This window comes from Plantactinospora sp. CNZ320 (assembly GCF_002846275.1).
The window spans coordinates 744,325-762,604 of sequence record NZ_PJMP01000001.1 but is presented as its reverse complement, the minus strand read 5'-3'; the positions used below and the strand labels follow the sequence as shown (position 1 = coordinate 762,604).

The window sequence follows — 18,280 nt, the reverse complement described above, 5'->3', positions numbered from 1 at the left end:
GCCCCGACCCGCCGCCCGCTGGCGCGGGGAGATGGTCAGAAGACGCTGCGCGGCCGCCGCCCCCGGGTGGAGACGAACTGGTACGACAGCGAGGCGAACGCGGGATCCTTGGCGAGGTCCCGGAACCCCTGCAACTGGTTCGGGGAGAGTCCGGTGGCGAGCAGCCGCGGTTCGAGCTGGCGGGAGTTCGTCTCGTGCAGCGAGGCCCCGGTCGACCCGCCCGGCCAGCTCTGCGAGTGGGTGATGGTGTCCACGTCGACCAGCCCGGCCAGCACCATCTCGGTGTGCACGTCCTGCGCCCAGGCCAGGTCGGCGCCCCGGTCCTGGAGGATGCCGAGGGTCGCCTCCATCACCTGCTGGAAGAGTTTCGCCGCGTCGTCGGTCGGCGCGGCGAGCACCCGCAACCCGGCGGTGCAGTCGAACTCCTCGACGACCAGGGCGCCACCCGGGGCCAGTGCGCCGATCAGCTCGGCAAGCACCCGCCGCCGCTCGGGCAGGTGCAGCAGGACGAGTCGGGCGTGGATGACGTCGAACGGGCCGCCCTCCGGCGCACCGGTCCGGACGTCGTGCTGGCGTACGACGAGATTCTCCTCCGGCTCCAACCTGGACGGTTCGATGTCGGTGGCGACAACCAGGCCGGTGGGGCCGACGACCCGGGCCATGTGCCGGGCGATCGAGCCGCCGCCGGCACCCAGCTCCCAGCATTTCGCACCGGGGGTCAGCACCGGGGCGAGCCGCTCCGCCGTTATCGGATCGAGGAACGACTCCAGCGCACGCATCTGCGCCTCGGCCTCCGGAGAGCGGTTGTCGAACGCGTAGCTGCTCTTCACAGGGGTGGCAGTCACGATCGGTACCTCCTTCGTGATGATCTGTCACGACGACCCGCCCAGGCGTCATCGCGCGTCGGCACCGGAGAAACAGGGAGGGACGGTGCGGACACGCAAGTCAGCGGTACGGCGAGCGTCGGGGATCCGACGGTTCTCAGGGTGCGGGTGAGGAAGAGGAAGAGGATGAGGTCGTGGCGGAACTCGGTTCCGCCGGGGCGGAATCAGGCACGAGCGCGTCCGGGCCTCCCGTTGGCCCGGAACGGGCGGAGTCGGGCCCGGTCGGGGCCGTCGACTCCTGGCCGGGCGGGACCGGTCCGGTCCCTGCCGGCGTGGCCGTGCCCGCCACACTGAGTACCGCCTCCACCGGGGCGGGGTCGGCGCGCACGGCGGCCGTCGAGTCCGTGAAGACCAGCCGGCCGTAGTCCAGCACCGCGATCCGGTCGGCGACCTCGATCGCGTGCTGGAGCTGTTGTTCGACAAGCAGGATGCACAACCCGGCTGCGGCGAGCCGGGTCACGAGTTCCCGGACCCGGGCCGCCAGGTCCGGAGCGAGCCCCTCGCCCGGTTCGTCGAGGAGCAGCACCCGGGGCTGGGTGAGCAGCGCCCGGGCGATGGCGAGCATCTGCTGCTCGCCGCCGGAGAGCTGGTTGCCCCGGTGGTCCAACCGCTCGGCCAGCCGGGGCAGCAACTCCAGCACCCCGGCCACCGTCCAGTTCGGACCGGACCGCGATCCGCCCCGGCGGCGCACCGAGGCGGCCAGGGTCAGGTGCTCGGCCACGGTCAGCCGGGGAAAGACCCGGCGTCCCTGCGGCACCAGGCCGACACCGGCCCGGGCCACCCGGTGCGCCGGCCTGCCGGCCAGATCCACGCCGTCGACCGCGACCACTCCCCGGTACGGCCGCAGCAGCCCGGCGACGGCGTGCACCAGGGTGCTCTTGCCGGCGCCGTTGCGGCCGACAAGCGCCTGCACCGTACCGGCCGGCACCTCGATGTCGATGTCGTGCAGCACCGTACCGCCGTCGTAGCCGGCGTACAGGCCCTGCACCCGGAGCATCACCGCACCGCCTCGGCGTACGCCCGCCGCACGGCGGGAGCGGTGCGGATCTCGTCCGGCTCGCCACTGGCGACCAGCCGTCCGTCGTGCAGCACGGTGACCGTGTCGGCAAGCGCATACACCAGGTCGAGCCGGTGCTCCACGAGGAGCACCGAGACGTGCCGGGGCAGCCCCGCCAGCAGTTCCGCCAACCGGTGCACCTCCACGTTGGACAGCCCGGCGGCCGGCTCGTCGAGCAGCAGCAGGCGCGGCCGGCCGGCCAGTGCCATGGCGATCTCCAACTGGCGCCGCTGGCCGTGCGACAGGTGCGCGGCAGTCGTCGACGCCGTGCCGGCGAGTCCGACCCCGTCCAGCAGGGCCATCGCCGGTTCCCGGAGCAGGCGTTGGTACCGGCTGCGGGTGCGTACCCCCCGGAACCCGCCCGCCTGGTGCCAGCCGGCCACCACCACGTTCTCCACGGCGGTCAGCGACGGCCACACGGCCGGACGCTGGTGGATCCGGCCGATCCCGATCCGCGCCCGGCGTGCCGGGCCGAGCCGGGTGATGTCCCGGCCGTCGAAGTGGATCCGTCCACCGTCGACCCGGGTCGCCCCGCCGATCAGGTCGAGCAGGGTCGTCTTGCCGGCACCGTTCGGCCCGATCAGGGCGTGCCGCTCCCCGTCGGCGACCCGCAGGTCCACCCGGTCCACCGCGACCAGCGAGCCGTACCGGCGGACCACCGCCTCGGCGCTCAGCAGTGCGGTCATTGTTTCTCCCCGCTCGACACCCGTGCGGCGCCGACGGGTTCGCCCCGGGACGGGCGGCCCTGGATTCCCGTCCCGGGGCGATCCCCCGGCCCGGTCCGGCCCCGGGAACGGGACCTGACCAGGTTGGCGAGTTCGGCCGAGGAACCGGCCACCCCACGGGGGAAGAGATAGGCGGTCAGCACGAAGAGACCGCCGAGCAGCAGTGGCGCGTACCCGGGCAGCAGGCCGGAGAGCCAGTCCCGTACCGCGACCACCAGGGCGGTGCCGACTATCGCGCCACCGATCGACGCCGCCCCACCGATCACCACGCCGAGCAGCAGCAGTGCGGAGACGTCGAAGCCGAAGTCGGCAGGCGAGACGTACTGCTGTGCGGTGATCAGCAGCGAACCGGCGACTCCCGCCACCGCACCCGCCCCGACGAAGGTCACCGCCAAATATCCGGTGACCCGGTGTCCGGAGGCGCGGGTCCGCGCCTCGTCGTCCCGGCTGGCCCGCAACAGCAGCCCGGCCGGCGTACGCAGAAGCATCACCATGGCCGCTATCACCACCCCGACCACGACCAGCGTGTACAGATAGCGTGCCCGGTCGCTGGCCAGTGGAGCCATGCCCCAGACGGGCTGGATCGCCGGGATTCCGGCGAGCCCGTCGGTCCCTCCGGTGACCGACGTCCACCGACCGGCGGCGGTCACCGTCAGTTCACCGATGGCCAGGGTAATCATCAGGACGACCACGCCTCGGGCGTACACCACCAGCGGGACGGTGAGCAGGGCGAAGAGTGCCCCGGCCACCGCACCGGTGAGCACCTGCACCACCCCGACCGGCGAGACGTGCATCGCGACCAGGGCACTTGCGTAGGCACCGGCGGCGTACGGCCCGGTCTGGCCGAGCGTGGGCAGCCCGGCCAGCCCGGTCAGCAGCGCCACGCTCACCCCGACGAGTCCCAGCACCAGCGTGCGGGCGAACAGCGAGGTGGTGTAGGCGTCCACCGACCAGGGCACCGCGACCGCCATCAGGAGCAGTCCGGCTCCCCCGGCCCGGATCAGCCAGCGCCGGGCGACCGGGGTCACGTCGTACTCCCGGGGCGCAGCCGCAGGAACCGGCCGGGCAGCCCACGCGCCCGTACGGCCAGCACCAGGGCCATCGCCGCGAAGAGCAGGAACGGCGCGGCCGTCGGCGCCAGCGCGACGCCGAGGCTCTGGATCTCGCCTACCGCGAGGGCGGCCAGCAGGGTGCCCTGGACCGAGCCGAGGCCGCCGAGCACCACCACGACCAGCGAGAGCAGCAGCACCGTGTCGGCGGTGGTCGGTGCCGGGCCGATGATCGGCGCCCCGAGCACCCCGGCGGCCCCGGCCAGCGCCCCGGCCGCACCGAGCACGCCGAGCCGGATCCGGGCCGGGTTCACCCCGAGGCAGGCGACCATGTCGGCGTCGTCGACCGCCGCCCGGACCAGCATCCCGGCCCGGGTCCGGGCCACCGCCAGCCAGAGCAGCACCGCGATCACCGCCGCCACACCGATGAAGACCAGCCGGTACGCCGCGTACCGGTACCCGGCCACCTCCACCGAACGGTCCAGCGCGGCCGGGATGTGCACCGGAAGGCTGTCCGGACCGAACGCGGTGATCAGCAGGGCACCTCCGGCCAGCGCGACCCCGAAGGTCAGCAGCGCCTGGGTCAGGTGGTCCCGCCGGGCGACCGGCGCGAGCAGGCCCGCGAGCAGACCTCCCGCACCGGCCGCCGCCAGCGTTCCCAGGCCCAGGGCGAGCAGCAGGCTCCCCCAGCCGCCGTCCAGCACCGCCGCGGCGAGGTACGCGCCGATCGCGTAGAGCAGGCCGTGCGCCAGGTTGAGGATGTTCGCCACACCGAAGCAGAACACCAGCCCGGAGGCGGCGACGAAGAGCAGCAGCCCGTAGGCGATGCCGTCCAGCGCCGGGATCAGGTACGGGTCGACCGGGCCGAGTACCCGTGCCGCCTGGACCGTCATCCGCCCACTGTCGCCAGGTCGCCGACGACCGTGTTGGAGAGCGCCCGCCCGTCCTGCCGGACCTGCCGCAGATACCACTTCTGCACAGGCGAGTGCGTCGACTTGGAGAACTGCCAGGTCCCGCGCGGACTGTCGATCTGGCCGAGTCCGGCGATCGCCGTGTTGATCTCCTCCGGGGTGGGGTTGTCGCCTGCCGCGCCGATCGCCTTGTCCAGCACCGCCGCCGCGTCGTACGAGGCCATCGCGTAGGTGGTCGGCGAACCGTCGTGGTTCTCCTTCCAGGCGGCCACGAAGGAGCGGTTCTCGGCGTTGTCCAGGTCGGGCGAGTAGTTGAGTACGGAGTAGATGTTCCGGGCCGCCTCGCCCTGTGCGTTGAGCACACCGCCCTCGGTGAGGAAGCCGGCGGCGTAGAGCGGCAGGTCCTTGATCTCCGACTGGGCGTACTGCTTGACGAAGTCGACCGCGGCGGTGCCGGCGTAGAAGGTGTAGACCGCCGCCGCACCGGATTCCTTGATCTTGGCGAAGTACGGCAGGAAGTTCGTCGTCTGCGGGAACGGCGTCCAGAGTGTCTTGCCGTCCGGGTTGGCGAGCTTGCCGCCGACCTCGGTGAACGTCTCGGTGAAGCCGCGCAGCTGGTCGTGCCCGCCCTGGTAGTTCGGGCCGATCGCGAAGACCTCGCCCTTGACGTTGTCCCGCACGTACTCGGCGATCGCCGCGCCGGTCTCGTCGGAGAGGTAGGAGGTGAACCAGGACCGGGAGTTGTCCTTCAGCCCGGGGTTGCCGTTGGAGCCGACGAACGGGATCTTCCCCTCGGCGAGCACCGGGGCGACCCCGGCCACCGAGCCGCCGCCGACGATGCCGGTGAGCACCTGCACCCGGTCCTGTTTGATCAGCTTCGTCGCCGCCGGTACGGCGGTCTGCGCGCCGTTGCCCTCGTCGGCGACGATCAGGTCGACCTTGTGCCCGCCGAGCTTGCCGTCGTGCATCCGCAGGTACAGCTCGAAACCGTCGCGGATCTCGGTGCCGACCGCCTCGTAGGTGCCGGAGAGCGAGGCGAGCAGGCCGATCTTTATCGTGCCCGGCGTGCCGCCGGTGTCGCCGCCGCTGTTGCAGGCGCTGCCGGCCACGGTCAACCCGATGGCGAGCAGCGCACCGGTCAGGGCGCGACGCCGGCTCGTACCGGTGGGGAAAGGCATGACTTCTCCAGTCAGAGGGGTGAGGAAGGTTGTGGGGAAGATGTGCTCGTGGTGCTGGGGCCGCCGGAACTGGCTCCGGACCGGCGTACGCGCCGCGTCAGCGTCCCTGCGCCACAGCGGTACGGGCGGTCGGGGTCAGTACGTCTCCAATCCGGTTCGCCAGTTCTGTCATCTCGTAGGAGACCTTGCCGACGTCGCAGGTGGGCGCCGCGAGTACCAGCAGCGAGGCACCGTCGTTGAACGCCATCGAGAACATGAAGCCGCCCTCGAGCTGGGTGACGTTGGAGATCACCGCGCCCGCCTCGAAGAAGCCCGCCGCGCCCCGGAGCAGGCTGACCAGGCCGCTGCCGGTCGCCGCGAGCTGGTCGGCCCGGTCCGGTGGCAGGTTGCGGGTGGAGGCCACCATCAGCCCGTCGCTGGAGATGGCGATCGCGTGGCTGACCTCCGGGGCCCGCTCGACGAAACTGTCCAGCATCCAGCCGAGATCTCGTTGGTTCACGTAGTACTCCCTGTCGCGTCGCTTGTCGCCGAGGCGTTCACCAGCTTTGGACGGCGGGCGGCCACCCCCCGGGCGTAGGCGGCCATCGCGTTGGCCACCTCGGCCGGGTCGCGGTGCTCCGAGACCGGCTGCTGTTCCGGTGGCAGCGCGACGCCACCCGGCACCAGGTGCCGCTGCGGCTGACGGATCGGGAGCCCGGACGAGGTGGTCGCGGAGATGTCCGGGTTGACCAGCCCGGTGGCCGCCCGCCAGCCCTCGTCACCCCGGGTCTGCCAGCCGGTCGCGGCGTAGCCACCGTTGGACCCGTCGGCCCCGTTCGACGCACCGACCGGCGCGCCGGCCTGCGGAGCGACCGGTGCGGGGCTGCTCGGCACCGGGCCGCCCGACACCTGGCCGCCCGACACCTGGCCGCCCGACACCTGGCCGCCCGCGCCGTTGCCGATGGCCGCCCCGGCCGGCGGGCCGGACCTGTCAGTCCGGAACCAGTTGTTGACCTGCTCGAAGATGACGAGTTCCTGGGTCGGGTCGTCACCCCGGCCCGTCCGCTGGGCCGGCGCCGGCCGGAAGACCGAGGTGGCCGGCAGCGCCCGCTCCGCCACCGGTCGCCGGGGCGGACCGCTCGGGTTGACCGTCGACGAGGCGGCCGGCACGGCGGTACCGCGCGCCCGGCCCTCCGGCATCGCCGACAGCCGGCCGGGCGCCAGCAACTGGGTCTCCGGCGGTACCGGCCGGATCAGCGTCGCCGGCAGCGAGATCTCGGCGATGGTGCCGAGCTTGGGGCCGGGCCGCAGTTCGACAGCCACCCCGAGCCGGCCGGCGAGTTGGCCGACCACGACCAGACCCATCGCCCGGACCGCCGCCACGTCGGTGGCCGGTGGCCGGGCCAGCAGGTCGTTGAGCTGTGCCAGCCGTTGCAGCGAGAGCCCCACACCCTCGTCGCTGACCTGCACGATGACCCGGTCACCGAGGCTGCGCGCGGTGACCCACGCCTCGGTCTCCGGCGGTGAGTAGGTGGTGGCGTTGTCCATCAGCTCGGCGAGCAGGTGCACCACCTCGTCGACCTTGTCGGCCGCGACCGCCACGTCCGGGTCCACGACGCCGATCCGGACCCGGGTGTAGTGCTCGATCTGCGACAGTGCCGCCTGGACGACCTTCTGCATCGGTACGTCCTCGTGGCGTACCCGACCAACGCCGACACCGCCGAGCACCAGGAGGCTGGCGTTGATCCGTCCCATCCGGGTCGCCAGGCTGTCCAGGGTGTAGAGCTGCTGCAACCGCTCCGGGTCGGTCTCGTCCTGCTCGACCTTGTCCACCTGGGCCAGTACCGCGTCCACCAGTCGCTGCTCGCGGCGGCTGAGGTGGACGAAGATGTCTGCGGTGTTGGCCCGCATCACCGCCTGCTCGGCTGCGGTCCGCACAGCCGCCTGGTGTACGGCGGTGAACGCCTGCCCCACCTCGCCGATCTCGTCTCCGCTGGCCGCCTCCAGGTTGGAGGCGGACGCCCTGGCCAGGGCCTCCGGATGGATGCCGGCGCTGTCGAGGCTGCGCAGCTCGGCGACCATCGCCGGCAGTTCGGTGTACGCCACGGAGTGCGCCGCGTCCCGCAACCGGCGCAGCCGTCGGGTGATCTGCCGGGCGACCGCCCAGGTGACGAGTACGGTCAGCAGCAGCGCGACCGCCATCGCGGCGCCCTCGGCGACGGCCCGCCAGCGCTGCTCCACCCGGGCCGCGTCCACCTCGGCCAGCACGGCGGCGTCGACCCGCTGCTGCACCTCGAAGAGCCGGGCGGCCCAGCCCTGGGTGGCGCCGATCCAGGCGTTGGTGCCCACCTCCAGCGGGGCGCCGACCTCGGCCCGGGAGACCTGGTCCTGGAGTCGTTGCAGGGCCAGCGCCTCCTTGCCGCTGCCCGCCTGCTCCCACCACACCTGCCACTGCCCGGGGGCGAGGCCGAGGAAGGCCAGGCTGGATTCGGTGAATCCGGTACGGGCGGCGGTGATGTCCTGCTGCATCGCCGGAGTGAGCTGGCCGGCGGCGATGGCCCGCAGCACCGCCACCTGCTGCTGGCCGAGCGCCTCCGCCGTCTTCGACAGCGCGGCGGCGGCCCGGATTCCGTCCGCTACCTGCGCCGAGACGACGCCCTGGGCGATCGACTCCCGGTAGGCGAGCAGGTCGGCGATGATGATCCGGTAGCTGAACGTGGTGGCCGAGACGGCCGCGTGCGCGGCGGTACGCACCTGGGTGCGCAGCGGCTGGAGGTCGGCCAGCGCCTTGTCGATCCGGGCCAGCACGACGCCCGGTCCGCTGGTCGGCCCGGGGGCGAGCGCGCGTTGACGCTGGTAGCGCGCGACGATCTCGTCGGTGTCGGCGGCCTGCCGGGCGTAGGTGTCCTGTTGCCGGGGGGTGGCGGCGGTCAGCAGGTCGGCCGCGGCCGCGCGTTCCCGCTGGAGCTGGTAGGCCAGCCGGCCCGCCTCGGCGCCCAGTTGGGCAAGTACGCCGAGGTCGCTTGCCTGTCCGGCCTGGCGGGCGCTGTCGGCGAGGGCGAGTCCGGCGAACCCGACGACCGCCACCAGCGGTGCGGCCACGATGATGCGCATCCGAGAGGCGATCTTCCAGCCGCGTCGGGGTACGGGCTGGGGTCGGGCCGCGTGGGATCGGGTGCTCGAGGCCAAAACTGACTCCCACGGCTCGTCATCGAGGGGATCTGCATCTTGCAGTTAGCAAGTCCCATTGCGCCGGACCGGCGGGGCGGGCAACAGGGTTAACCGTGGTACAAACAGCTCGTACCACTATCTGTACCCGCCGATGAACAGGCAGTTACCTTCGCAGGCAGCGGTATCCGCGAGGACCCACCAGGCCACTCCCGGCCAGGCGTCGTCGCTGTTCCGCGACTCAGCGAACCCTCCGGTGTCGAGGGTTCAGTGCCGGCGGCGCAGCGCGCCGACCCGACCCCGCCGGTGGGCCTCGACGAAGGGCCGGCGAGCCTCGCCGACCGGCCGCCGCGACTCGACCGCCGGTTGCCGCGACTCGGCCACCGACTGCCCGGGCTCGGCCACCGGCCGCCCGGCCTCCATCGCCGGCTGCCGGGGTGGCTCCGCCGACGGCGGCGGGTCCGTAGCCGGGCCGGCGTCGCCGCCGTGCAGCCGATGCACCTGCGCCGCCAGGCGGTGCGCCTCCTCGGTGAGCCGATGCGCCTCCGCCGGTGGCGGCTGGTCCGCACCCGCCGGACGGTAGACCCGGAGCATCTGGTCGATCAGGTCCCGCAGCTCGTCGATCGCCTCCACCACGGACTGCCGCTCCTCCACCGGGGCCATGGGCTCGGCTCCGGCCCCGTCCGGCCGCCCGGCCGCGCCCGGGCGCGGCCCACGACGCCCGTCGGCGGCGATCTGTTCGACCGCCACCCGTGGCCAGAGCGCGGTGAGCAGACCCCCGGTTCCGAGTACGTCGTCACAGCGCACGGCCAGCTCCTGGCTGCCGTACCGGCGACCCGCCTCGACCGCCGCCACCGTCTCCCGGCTGAACCGCACGCGGTCGGCGAGGGCGCGCTGGGTCAACCCCTTGCGGGTACGCCAGCGGCGCAGTTCGCGCTGGAACTGTCGGGTGGCCATCGATTCCGCGGTACCTGACGACGCAGCGTCCATTTGCTCACCTTCGTTGGTCAGCGATCCGATCAGTCGCACCAGCTCATGAGACGCCGGGACAGATCATGACCCGGCATTTGCCGGGGCCAATTCTTACCCTCGCAGCGACGGGTGTGAAGCCTTACGCGCCACCTATCGTTGACGGTAAGTGAAAAACCTCGCGCGCCGAGCTACTTGACGGTACGAAAATGATCTCGGAAGGAACCCGCGGCCACCGGCTGCCCGGATTCACCCCTTCCGCCGTGAGCGACGAATGGCGACAGCCGGCAATCACCGGCCCGCGAGCGGGAGCTCGGGTGACCCGTCAAGGTGACGACGTCCATCGATGCCTTGACGTTCATTCACAGACCGTGATCCGGGCCGGGTGGATCCCACCCGCCGGTGGGCGTACCTGTCGACACCGGGGCGGACCCGTGGTCGGGCGACGGTCGAGCGCGACGCGCGGCGGGACCGTCGACAGATCAACCGGCCGGTACGGGATCGGCTAGGCGGCGTAACCGGCGAGCGTGTCCGGCGGATCTTCGGTCCGTTCCCTCGGCGTACCGGCGATATCGACGACGGCGGGCAGCATCCGGTGCGCCCGGAACGCGACATTGGGCTTGTAGACGGTCACGTGACCCGGCACCAGACGCAGCCCGGGAATTGCCTCCGCGAGCCGTACGAGTGCGATCCTGGCCTCCAGACGGGCGAGTGCCGCGCCGATGCAGAAATGCGGACCGTAACCAAAGGAGAGATGATCCTTGACGTCTTCCCGGCCCGGATCGAACCGATCCGGACCGGTGAACACCGCAGGGTCGCGGTTCGCGGCGCCGACCAGGAGCAGGCATCGTTGCCCGGCGGGGATGGCGACGCCGCCGATGGTGACCGGTCGCAGGGTGACCCGCAGCCAGCCGTCGATGGCCGGGCCGAACCGGAGCGCCTCTTCCAGGAAGGCCGGCACCTCGCCCGGGTCGTCGGCGATCCGCTGCCAGCGGCCGGGCGTCGACAGGGCCAGTTCCAACCCGTGCGCGAGAAGCCCGGCGGTGGTCTCGTGGCCGGCGACCAGCAGGTTGAACGCCATGCTGGCGACCTCGGCCACGGTGAGGACCTCGTCGTCGCCGTCGCGGTAACGCAGCGCCCGGGAGACGAAGTCGTCGCCGTCGAGGTCGCCCCGGGCCCGCTCGTCGACCAGACCCTGGCAGTAGTGCCAGAAGTCGAGCAGCCCCTGAGCCAGGCGTACCTGCTCGGCGGGGTCGGGTCGGCCCCAGACGAGGGCGATCTGGTCGTCGGCCCACTGCCGGATCCGGGCGGTGTCCCGGTCGGGTACGCCGAGGATGTCCAGCACCACCAGCAGCGGCAGCAGGGCGGTGAACTCGCCGATCAGGTCCACCACCTCGCCCCGGCGGGCGGCGACCTCGTCGACGAGTTCGTCGACCCGGCGCCGCACGATCGGCCCGTACTGGGCGGCGACCCGGGGGGCGGTGTTGGCGAAGGTGGCCCGCAGTGCCCGGCGGGTGCGGGTGTGCACCGGGGAGTCGGCCGCGGCAGTGGTCGGCGGGGCGTCGAGCCGCATCACGATCGCCAGGGCCTCGGGACACATCTCGTAGACCGGAGCCAACGTGAGGGCGTTACCGAAACTGTCGGCGTCTCCGAACGCCTGCCGGACGTGCTCGTGCCGGCTGAGCAACCACATGCCGAGATCCTCGGCGTAGTGCACGTCCTCGGGACGGTCCAGCAGATCCCGCCACACCGTTGCCGGGTCGGTCAGATAGCTACCAGCAAACGGGCTGAGTTCCATGGCCGCCTCCTGACCCGCGCTCAGCGCGCTGACGTGGGAGTTCCGATGGCGCCCGACGGCAATACTCCACCCATCGGGAATCAGTTGCCCCGGAACTCTCGACGACATCTGGGAATCTCACGATGCGCTGCGACAGTCGGTAAGTCAAGGCATTCGTTTGTGCCATTGTATTGGCGCCGGGGCGACGCGCCGGCCATCCGGGGTCGGGGTGTCGCGCCGGCGCCGGGGACGCAAGTTGCCCCCTGCACCTTGCCTCCTGGTCACAGTGGCTGGTCAGAGGTCACACCGAGTCACCGGATCCGGGGGCGGCCGGGTCGTGAGACCATCTCGGGACGACCGGCTCGCCGATCGGCACACTGTCCTCAAGGGAGCGGATAATTGCGGCCGATCGGCGCAGACTGAGCGATGGTTAGGGTAGATCGACGCCAATACTAATGAGTTGTGAAGAGACACGTACGACGTTCTGCGGAAACGCGTACGCCACGATGCGGTCACCAGATCGCCGCCCCCCGGCAACGCAACCACCGCGCCGCCCCGGCCCACCCGCCCGCCTGAGGTGTAAGGAAGGGCCCCCGCATAGCGTTTTCTGTTGTAGCGGGGGCCCTTCCTTACAGCCTGGCGGGCGCGTGTGAGGATGGCCCACCATGCGGGCGGTGGTGTTCGAGGAGTTCGGTGGGCGACCGGAGCTGCGTACGGTGCCGGATCCGGTACCGAGTCCGGACGGCGTGGTGATCGAGGTCGGTGCGACCGGGCTGTGCCGCAGCGACTGGCACGGCTGGCAGGGGCACGATCCGGACATCCGGCTGCCGCACGTACCGGGGCACGAGTTCGCCGGTGTCGTGGTGGCGGTCGGTACGGCGGTACGCGGCTGGCGCCCCGGTGACCGGGTCACCGCCCCGTTCGTCTGCGCCTGCGGCACCTGCCCGGCCTGCCTCGCCGGGGACCAGCAGGTCTGCGAGCGGCAGACGCAGCCCGGCTTCACCCACTGGGGCTCGTACGCCGATCTGGTCGCGGTCGAGCACGCCGACGTCAACCTGGTCCGGCTCCCCGACGAGCTGAGCTTCGCCGGTGCCGCCGCGCTCGGCTGCCGGTTCGGCACCGCGTTCCGGGCCGTGGTCGCGCAGGGCCGGGTGACCGCCGGGGAGTGGGTGGCGGTGCACGGCTGTGGCGGGGTGGGACTCTCCGCGGTGATGATCGCGGTGGCCTGCGGCGCCCGGGTGGTGGCGGTCGACGTCAGCCCGGACGCGCTGGATCTGGCCCGCCGGTTCGGTGCCGCCGTCTGCCTGGACGCCGACACGCTGCCCGGCCCGCAGGCGGTGGCCGAGGCGATCCGCGAACTCACCTCCGGCGGTGCGCACCTCTCGCTGGACGCGCTGGGCAGCGCGCCGACCTGTGTCGGGTCGATCGAGAGCCTGCGGCGGCGGGGCCGGCACGTGCAGGTCGGGCTGCTGCCGGCCGCGAACGGGCACCCGGCGGTGCCGATGGACCGGGTCATCGGGTACGAGTTGGAGCTGCGTGGCAGCCACGGGATGGCCGCGCACGCGTACCCGGAACTGCTGGCCCTGGTCGGCGCCGGGGTGCTCCGACCGGCCGAACTGGTGACCCGGACGATCGGGCTGGCCGAGGCACCGGCGGCGCTGGCCACGCTGGACCGGCCCCCGGTCGGCGGCATCCGGCTGATCGAGCCCGGTCGGGGCTGACCGATCGAGCCCGGCCGGGGCTGACTGATCGAGCCCGGTCGAGCCTGACTGATAGAGCGCGGTCAGACCTAACTGATCGAGTCCGGTCGGGGCTGACCGCCCGACGCTGCCGGCGGGTCGGCATCGGTGTTCGTCAAGGCCCGTTCCGAATGCTTTCATTGGTGCCATGGCGAACCCGGTGATCTTGACGGTCGACGACGACCCGGCGGTGTCGCGCGCGGTGGCCCGGGACGTGCGGCGGCGCTACGGCGACCGGTACCGGGTGGTCCGCGCCTCCTCCGGCGAGGAGGCGCTCACCGCGCTGCGGGAGATCAAACTTCGTGGTGACCAGGTCGCGGTGCTGCTGGCCGACTACCGGATGCCGCAGATGAACGGCATCGAGTTCCTCGAAGCGGCGATGGACCTCTTCCCGACCGCCCGCCGGGTGCTGCTCACCGCCTACGCCGACACCAACGCGGCGATCGACGCGATAAACGTCGTTGACCTGGACCACTACCTGCTCAAGCCCTGGCATCCACCGGAGGAGAAGCTCTATCCGGTCCTCGACAGCCAACTGGAGGCCTGGGCGGCGACCCCCGAGGCCGCCTCCGACGAGGTACGCGTGATCGGCCACCGCTGGTCCGCGCCGTCGTTCGAGGTCCGCGACTTCCTCGCCCGCAACCTGGTGCCGTACCGCTGGCTGCTCGCCGACGAGCCGGAGGGCGGCCGGCTGCTCTCCGCCGCCGGAGCCGACCCGGCCGACGTACCGGTGGTGATCACCGCGGACGGCAGCGCGCTGGTCAAGCCGACCGAGGCCGAACTGGCGGACCGGTGCGGGCTCTCCACCACCCCGGCCGCCGACTTCTACGACCTGGTGGTGGTCGGCGGCGGGCCGGCCGGGCTCGGCGCCGCCGTCTACGGCGCGTCCGAGGGGCTCCGGACGGTACTCGTCGAGCGGCAGGCGACCGGCGGCCAGGCCGGACAGAGCAGCCGGATCGAGAACTACCTCGGCTTCCCGGACGGGGTCTCCGGGTCACAGCTCGCCGACCGGGCCCGCCGGCAGGCACTGAAGTTCGGTGCCGAGCTGCTCACCGCCCGGGACGTGGTCGGGCTGGAGGCGGCCGGCGCGACCCGGCTGCTCCGGTTCAGCGACGGCTCGTCCATCGCCGCGCACACCGTGGTGCTCGCCACCGGGGTCGCCTACCGGCAGCTCACCGCGCCCGGCCTGGCCGACCTGACCGGCCGGGGTGTCTTCTACGGCTCGGCGTCGACCGAGGCGTCCAACTGCGTCGGCCAGGACGTCTACATCGTCGGCGGGGCGAACTCGGCCGGGCAGGCGGCGGTCTACTTCGCCCGGCACGCCCGCCGGGTGCACCTGCTGGTACGCGGCCCCGACCTGCGCCGCTCCATGTCGCACTACCTGATCGAGCAGATCGAACGGATCGACAACATCGAGGTGCACCCGCACTCCGAGGTGGTCGGCGGCGAGGGCACAGACCACCTGGAGCAGCTTGCCATCTGCGACAACCGCAACGGGCAGCGGCGTACCGTGAAGGCGTCCTGGCTCTTCGTCTTCATCGGCGCGGAACCGCGTACCGAGTGGCTGGCCGACGTGGTGGCCCGGGACACCCGGGGCTACGTACTGACCGGGCTGGACCTGAGCAGCGACGGTCGGCGGCCGGCCGGCTGGGCACTGCCGCGTGACCCGTACCCGCTGGAGTCGAGCCTGCCCGGGGTCTTCGCGGCCGGGGACGTCCGGGCCGACTCGATCAAGCGGGTCGCCTCGGCCGTCGGCGAGGGTGCCATGGTGGTCTCCCTGGCCCACCAGTACCTCGCCGCGCAGTGAGGCGGTTTCCGGGTGGGAGACCAGCCACGAACCCGGATACGGTGACCAGATGACCGGATCGGACGAGCGGCTGCCGATCGAGGAACTGCGCACACTGTTCCTCTTCGAGTCGCTGGACGACGAGAAGCTCGGCCACATCCACGAGCACGGCTGGGTGCAGCGGCTGCCGGCCGGTTCCGACGTCTTCGTCGAGGGTGCCGAGGCGAAGTGCTTCTTCGTGTTGCTCGACGGCACCGTCTCGCTGGCCCGGCTGGTGCAGGGTGACCGGGTCGAGATCATCCGCACCGCCCAGCGTGGCGTGTACGGCGGGGCGACCCAGGCCTACCTCGACGAGCAGCGAGCGCAGACGTACCAGAACGGGATGCGGGCGGTCACCGACGTCACGCTCTTCGTGCTGCCGGCCGAGGTGATCGGCACCGCGATGCGCCGCTGGTTCCCGATGGCGATGCACCTGCTCGACGGGCTCTTCATCGGCATGCGGACCACCCAGACCGTGGTCGGCGAGCGGGAGCGGCTGCTGGCCCTCGGCGCGCTCTCGGCCGGGCTGACCCACGAGCTGAACAATCCCGCCGCGGCGGCCGTCCGGGCCACCTCGGTGCTCCGGGACCGGGTCGCCGGGATGCGGCACAAGCTGGCGATGATCGCCGACGGTCGGCTGGACGGGGAGCGGCTGCACCGCCTGGTCGAACTCCAGGAGGCCGCCGTCAAGCAGGCCGCCACCGCACCGGCGCTCTCCCCACTGGAGACCAGCGACGCCGAGGACGCCCTGGCCGACTGGCTGGACGAGCACGAGGTGACCGGAGGCTGGGACCTCGCCCCGACGCTCACCGCCGGTGGCATCGACGTGGCCTGGCTGGAGCAGGTCGGCACGGCGGTACGCCCCGACGACCTGGAGCCGGCGATCCGGTGGCTGACCTACACAGTCGAGACTGAACTGCTGCTCGGCGAGATCGACGACGCGCTGAGCCGGATCACCGGGCTGGTCGGGGCGGCGAAGCAGTACTCGCAACTGGATCGGGCACCGCACCGGACGGTGGACGTGCACGACCTGCTCGACGCCACCCTGGCGATGTTCAACGCCAAGTTGAAGCCGGGTGTCCGGGTCGTCCGCGAGTATGACCGCAGCCTGCCGCCGATCCCGGTCTACGCCGCCGAGCTGAACCAGGTCTGGACGAACCTGGTCGACAACGCGCTCTACGCGATAGGTGCCGAGGGCGTGTTGACGGTACGCACCGGGCGGAGCGACGAGTCGATCGTGGTGGAGATCGTCGACACCGGGCCGGGCATTCCGGCCGACGTCCGGTCCCGGATCTTCGAGCCGTTCTTCACCACCAAGCCGATCGGGGACGGCACCGGGCTGGGACTCGACATCTCGTACCGGATCGTGGTCAACAAGCACCACGGGGACATCCGGGTCGACTCCGAGCCGGGGCGTACCGTCTTCCGGGTCTGCCTGCCGATCTCCGGACCCGAGCCCGGCGCGGTCGAGTCCGCCCTCGCCTGATCGGGAGCTGTCAGCTCGTCGAGCGGAGCCGGCCGCCGGAGCCCTCCGCCCGCATCGCCGCGACCAGGTCCTCGCGGGCCCGGGCCACCCGGGACCGGATGGTGCCGATCGGGCAGTCGCAGACCTCGGCCGCCTCGGCGTAGCTCAGCCCGGCCACCTGGGTGGCGACGAACGCCTCCCGGCGGTCCGCCGGCAGGTCCGCCAGCAGCCGGTCGAGTTCCACGGCGCTCTCGAAACCGGTGCTTTCCCGGGCCAGTTCGGCGTCGGCGGCGAGTTGCCAGTCCGGCAGGGACGCGACCCGGGGACGGCGCATTGCCGCCCGGACGTGGTCGACACAGGCCCGCCGGGCGATCGAGAGCAGCCACGTCTTCGCCGACGACCTGGCCGCGAAGCGGGGCAGTGCGCGCATCGCCCGCAGGTAGGTCTCCTGGGCGAGATCCTCCGCCTCACCGGCACCGACCAGGTGGGAGACGAAGCGCTGCACGTCGTGCTGGGTCGCCCGGATGAAGGCGGCCGCCGCCGTGCGGTCGCCGGCCTTGGCGGCCAGCGCCAGCCTGGTGATCTCGTCGCTGTCGACGCCGGGGGGAGGCATACCCCAAAACTACCCGTACCGGTGCGCGGTTCGAATACCCCCGGTGGGCATCCGATCGCTGCCCGGGGCGATCTTGAAGTACCGGGACGGCTCTCAACCGCTGGTCACGGCAGGGTCGGCGGCGGAATGCTTACCCCCGAGGGAACCGACGGGCGGTCGGGTCCGACTATGAGTGTGTGCGGTGCGAAGAGTATCGAGAAGCCCTGTCCGCCCGGCTGGACGGCGAGGAGCACCCGGCCGAGCGGGCCGGGGTGGACCGCCACCTCGCCGCCTGCCCGGAGTGCCAGGGCTGGCTGGAGAGCGCGACGGCACTGAACAGGCTGGCCAGGACCAGCGTCGTGCCGCCGCCGACGGAGATCGACGAGAGCATTCTCGCCGCCGCTCCCGGTCCGAGCCGGTTCGCCCGGCTGGCCGGTACGCTCCGGATCGCGCTCGGGGTGGTGGGCGTCGCCCAGTTCCTGCTCGGCGCGGCCCAGATCGCCGGCATCGGCTCGACCGGGCATCCGCACGGTGTCCAGGTCGTCTTCGGTGGTGGCCCCGACCACCTGTGGCACGAGTCGGCCGCCTGGAACGTCGCGCTCGGTGCCGGATTCGCCTGGATCGCGCTTCGCCGTACCCGGCCGGTGGGTCTGGTACCCACGCTCACCGCCTTCGTCGCCGTGCTGACCCTGCTCTCGGTGAACGACGCGATCGCCGGCCGGGTCGACCCGAGCCGGATTCTCAGCCACGGCCTGATCCTGGCCGGCTATCTGATCATTCTCGGTCTGTCCCGCCCGACGATCGAGTCGGGCGATCCGCCGACCCGGCACGGCCGGCGTCCCGGGTCGGGCTGGCGGGCGAGGTTCGAGGAGGAGCCGTCACCCGCCCCGCCGCGGCTGCGGCTGGTCCGGGCCCGGCCTGGCACCGCGCAGGTACAGACCCACCACCGGGCGGCCTGAGGC

At 72.2% G+C, this 18,280-nt stretch carries 15 protein-coding genes; 4 read left to right on the top strand and 11 right to left on the bottom strand.

Translation table 11 applies throughout. The annotated features are described in order from the left end of the window. Positions 1-35: 35 nt before the first annotated feature. The 10 genes from CLT71_RS03160 to CLT71_RS03120 all read right to left on the bottom strand — a co-directional run bounded on the left by CLT71_RS03160 (position 36) and on the right by CLT71_RS03120 (position 11,718). On the bottom strand, positions 36-845 hold the full coding sequence (locus tag CLT71_RS03160) for a class I SAM-dependent methyltransferase (RefSeq protein WP_143743349.1): 810 nt from the start codon (positions 843-845) through the stop codon (positions 36-38). A gap of 136 nt (positions 846-981) precedes the next feature. Continuing rightward, positions 982-1,881 carry a branched-chain amino acid ABC transporter ATP-binding protein gene (locus CLT71_RS37770; protein ID WP_101365768.1) on the bottom strand — a complete coding sequence of 300 codons (900 nt, stop codon included), beginning with the start codon at positions 1,879-1,881 and terminating at the stop codon, positions 982-984. Beyond that, positions 1,881-2,627 (bottom strand): ABC transporter ATP-binding protein, encoded by a 747-nt coding sequence (locus tag CLT71_RS37765; protein WP_101365767.1) that lies wholly within the window; start codon positions 2,625-2,627, stop codon positions 1,881-1,883. Before CLT71_RS37765 ends, CLT71_RS37770 begins: the two co-directional genes overlap by 1 nt. Continuing rightward, complete coding sequence (locus CLT71_RS37350; protein ID WP_199187492.1) at positions 2,624-3,694, bottom strand: branched-chain amino acid ABC transporter permease; 1,071 nt, start codon at positions 3,692-3,694, stop codon at positions 2,624-2,626. The genes CLT71_RS37765 and CLT71_RS37350 overlap by 4 nt, the downstream gene beginning before the upstream one ends. After that, on the bottom strand, positions 3,691-4,608 hold the full coding sequence (locus tag CLT71_RS37345; RefSeq protein ID WP_199187491.1) for a branched-chain amino acid ABC transporter permease: 918 nt from the start codon (positions 4,606-4,608) through the stop codon (positions 3,691-3,693). The genes CLT71_RS37350 and CLT71_RS37345 overlap by 4 nt, the downstream gene beginning before the upstream one ends. Continuing rightward, entirely contained in the window at positions 4,605-5,804 is a 1,200-nt protein-coding gene (locus CLT71_RS03140; RefSeq protein WP_101365766.1) for an ABC transporter substrate-binding protein, read from the bottom strand. The genes CLT71_RS37345 and CLT71_RS03140 overlap by 4 nt, the downstream gene beginning before the upstream one ends. Positions 5,805-5,901: 97 nt before the next feature. Further along, on the bottom strand, positions 5,902-6,279 hold the full coding sequence (locus tag CLT71_RS03135) for a roadblock/LC7 domain-containing protein (RefSeq protein ID WP_101365765.1): 378 nt from the start codon (positions 6,277-6,279) through the stop codon (positions 5,902-5,904). Positions 6,280-6,299: 20 nt separating this feature from the next. Then, positions 6,300-8,897: a nitrate- and nitrite sensing domain-containing protein gene (locus CLT71_RS03130; RefSeq protein ID WP_101365764.1), complete on the bottom strand. Its 2,598-nt coding sequence runs from the start codon at positions 8,895-8,897 to the stop codon at positions 6,300-6,302. A 321-nt stretch (positions 8,898-9,218) separates the two neighbouring features. Further along, the gene (locus CLT71_RS03125) at positions 9,219-9,908 is read right to left on the bottom strand and encodes a helix-turn-helix domain-containing protein (protein WP_158242164.1); all 690 of its coding nucleotides are present in this window, start codon (positions 9,906-9,908) and stop codon (positions 9,219-9,221) included. Positions 9,909-10,425: 517 nt separating this feature from the next. After that, positions 10,426-11,718 carry a cytochrome P450 gene (locus CLT71_RS03120; protein ID WP_101365762.1) on the bottom strand — a complete coding sequence of 431 codons (1,293 nt, stop codon included), beginning with the start codon at positions 11,716-11,718 and terminating at the stop codon, positions 10,426-10,428. Positions 11,719-12,362: 644 nt separating this feature from the next. Between CLT71_RS03120 and CLT71_RS03115 the strand changes: the two genes are divergently transcribed. The 3 genes from CLT71_RS03115 to CLT71_RS03105 all read left to right on the top strand — a co-directional run bounded on the left by CLT71_RS03115 (position 12,363) and on the right by CLT71_RS03105 (position 16,747). Beyond that, complete coding sequence (locus tag CLT71_RS03115) at positions 12,363-13,418, top strand: zinc-dependent alcohol dehydrogenase family protein (protein ID WP_101365761.1); 1,056 nt, start codon at positions 12,363-12,365, stop codon at positions 13,416-13,418. Positions 13,419-13,584: 166 nt separating this feature from the next. Next, positions 13,585-15,243 carry an FAD-dependent oxidoreductase gene (locus CLT71_RS03110; RefSeq protein ID WP_101365760.1) on the top strand — a complete coding sequence of 553 codons (1,659 nt, stop codon included), beginning with the start codon at positions 13,585-13,587 and terminating at the stop codon, positions 15,241-15,243. 49 nt (positions 15,244-15,292) lie between these two features. Next, positions 15,293-16,747 (top strand): ATP-binding protein, encoded by a 1,455-nt coding sequence (locus CLT71_RS03105; protein ID WP_101365759.1) that lies wholly within the window; start codon positions 15,293-15,295, stop codon positions 16,745-16,747. A 10-nt stretch (positions 16,748-16,757) separates the two neighbouring features. Here the strand turns inward: CLT71_RS03105 and CLT71_RS03100 are convergent, their stop codons facing one another. Next, the gene (locus CLT71_RS03100) at positions 16,758-17,339 is read right to left on the bottom strand and encodes a sigma-70 family RNA polymerase sigma factor (RefSeq protein WP_101365758.1); all 582 of its coding nucleotides are present in this window, start codon (positions 17,337-17,339) and stop codon (positions 16,758-16,760) included. Between the two features lie 176 nt (positions 17,340-17,515). Here CLT71_RS03100 and CLT71_RS03095 point away from each other — a divergent pair, with 176 nt between their 5' ends. Beyond that, a complete protein-coding gene (locus CLT71_RS03095; protein WP_101365757.1) occupies positions 17,516-18,277 on the top strand; it encodes a zf-HC2 domain-containing protein in 762 nt (253 codons plus the stop codon). Positions 18,278-18,280 lie beyond the last annotated feature (3 nt).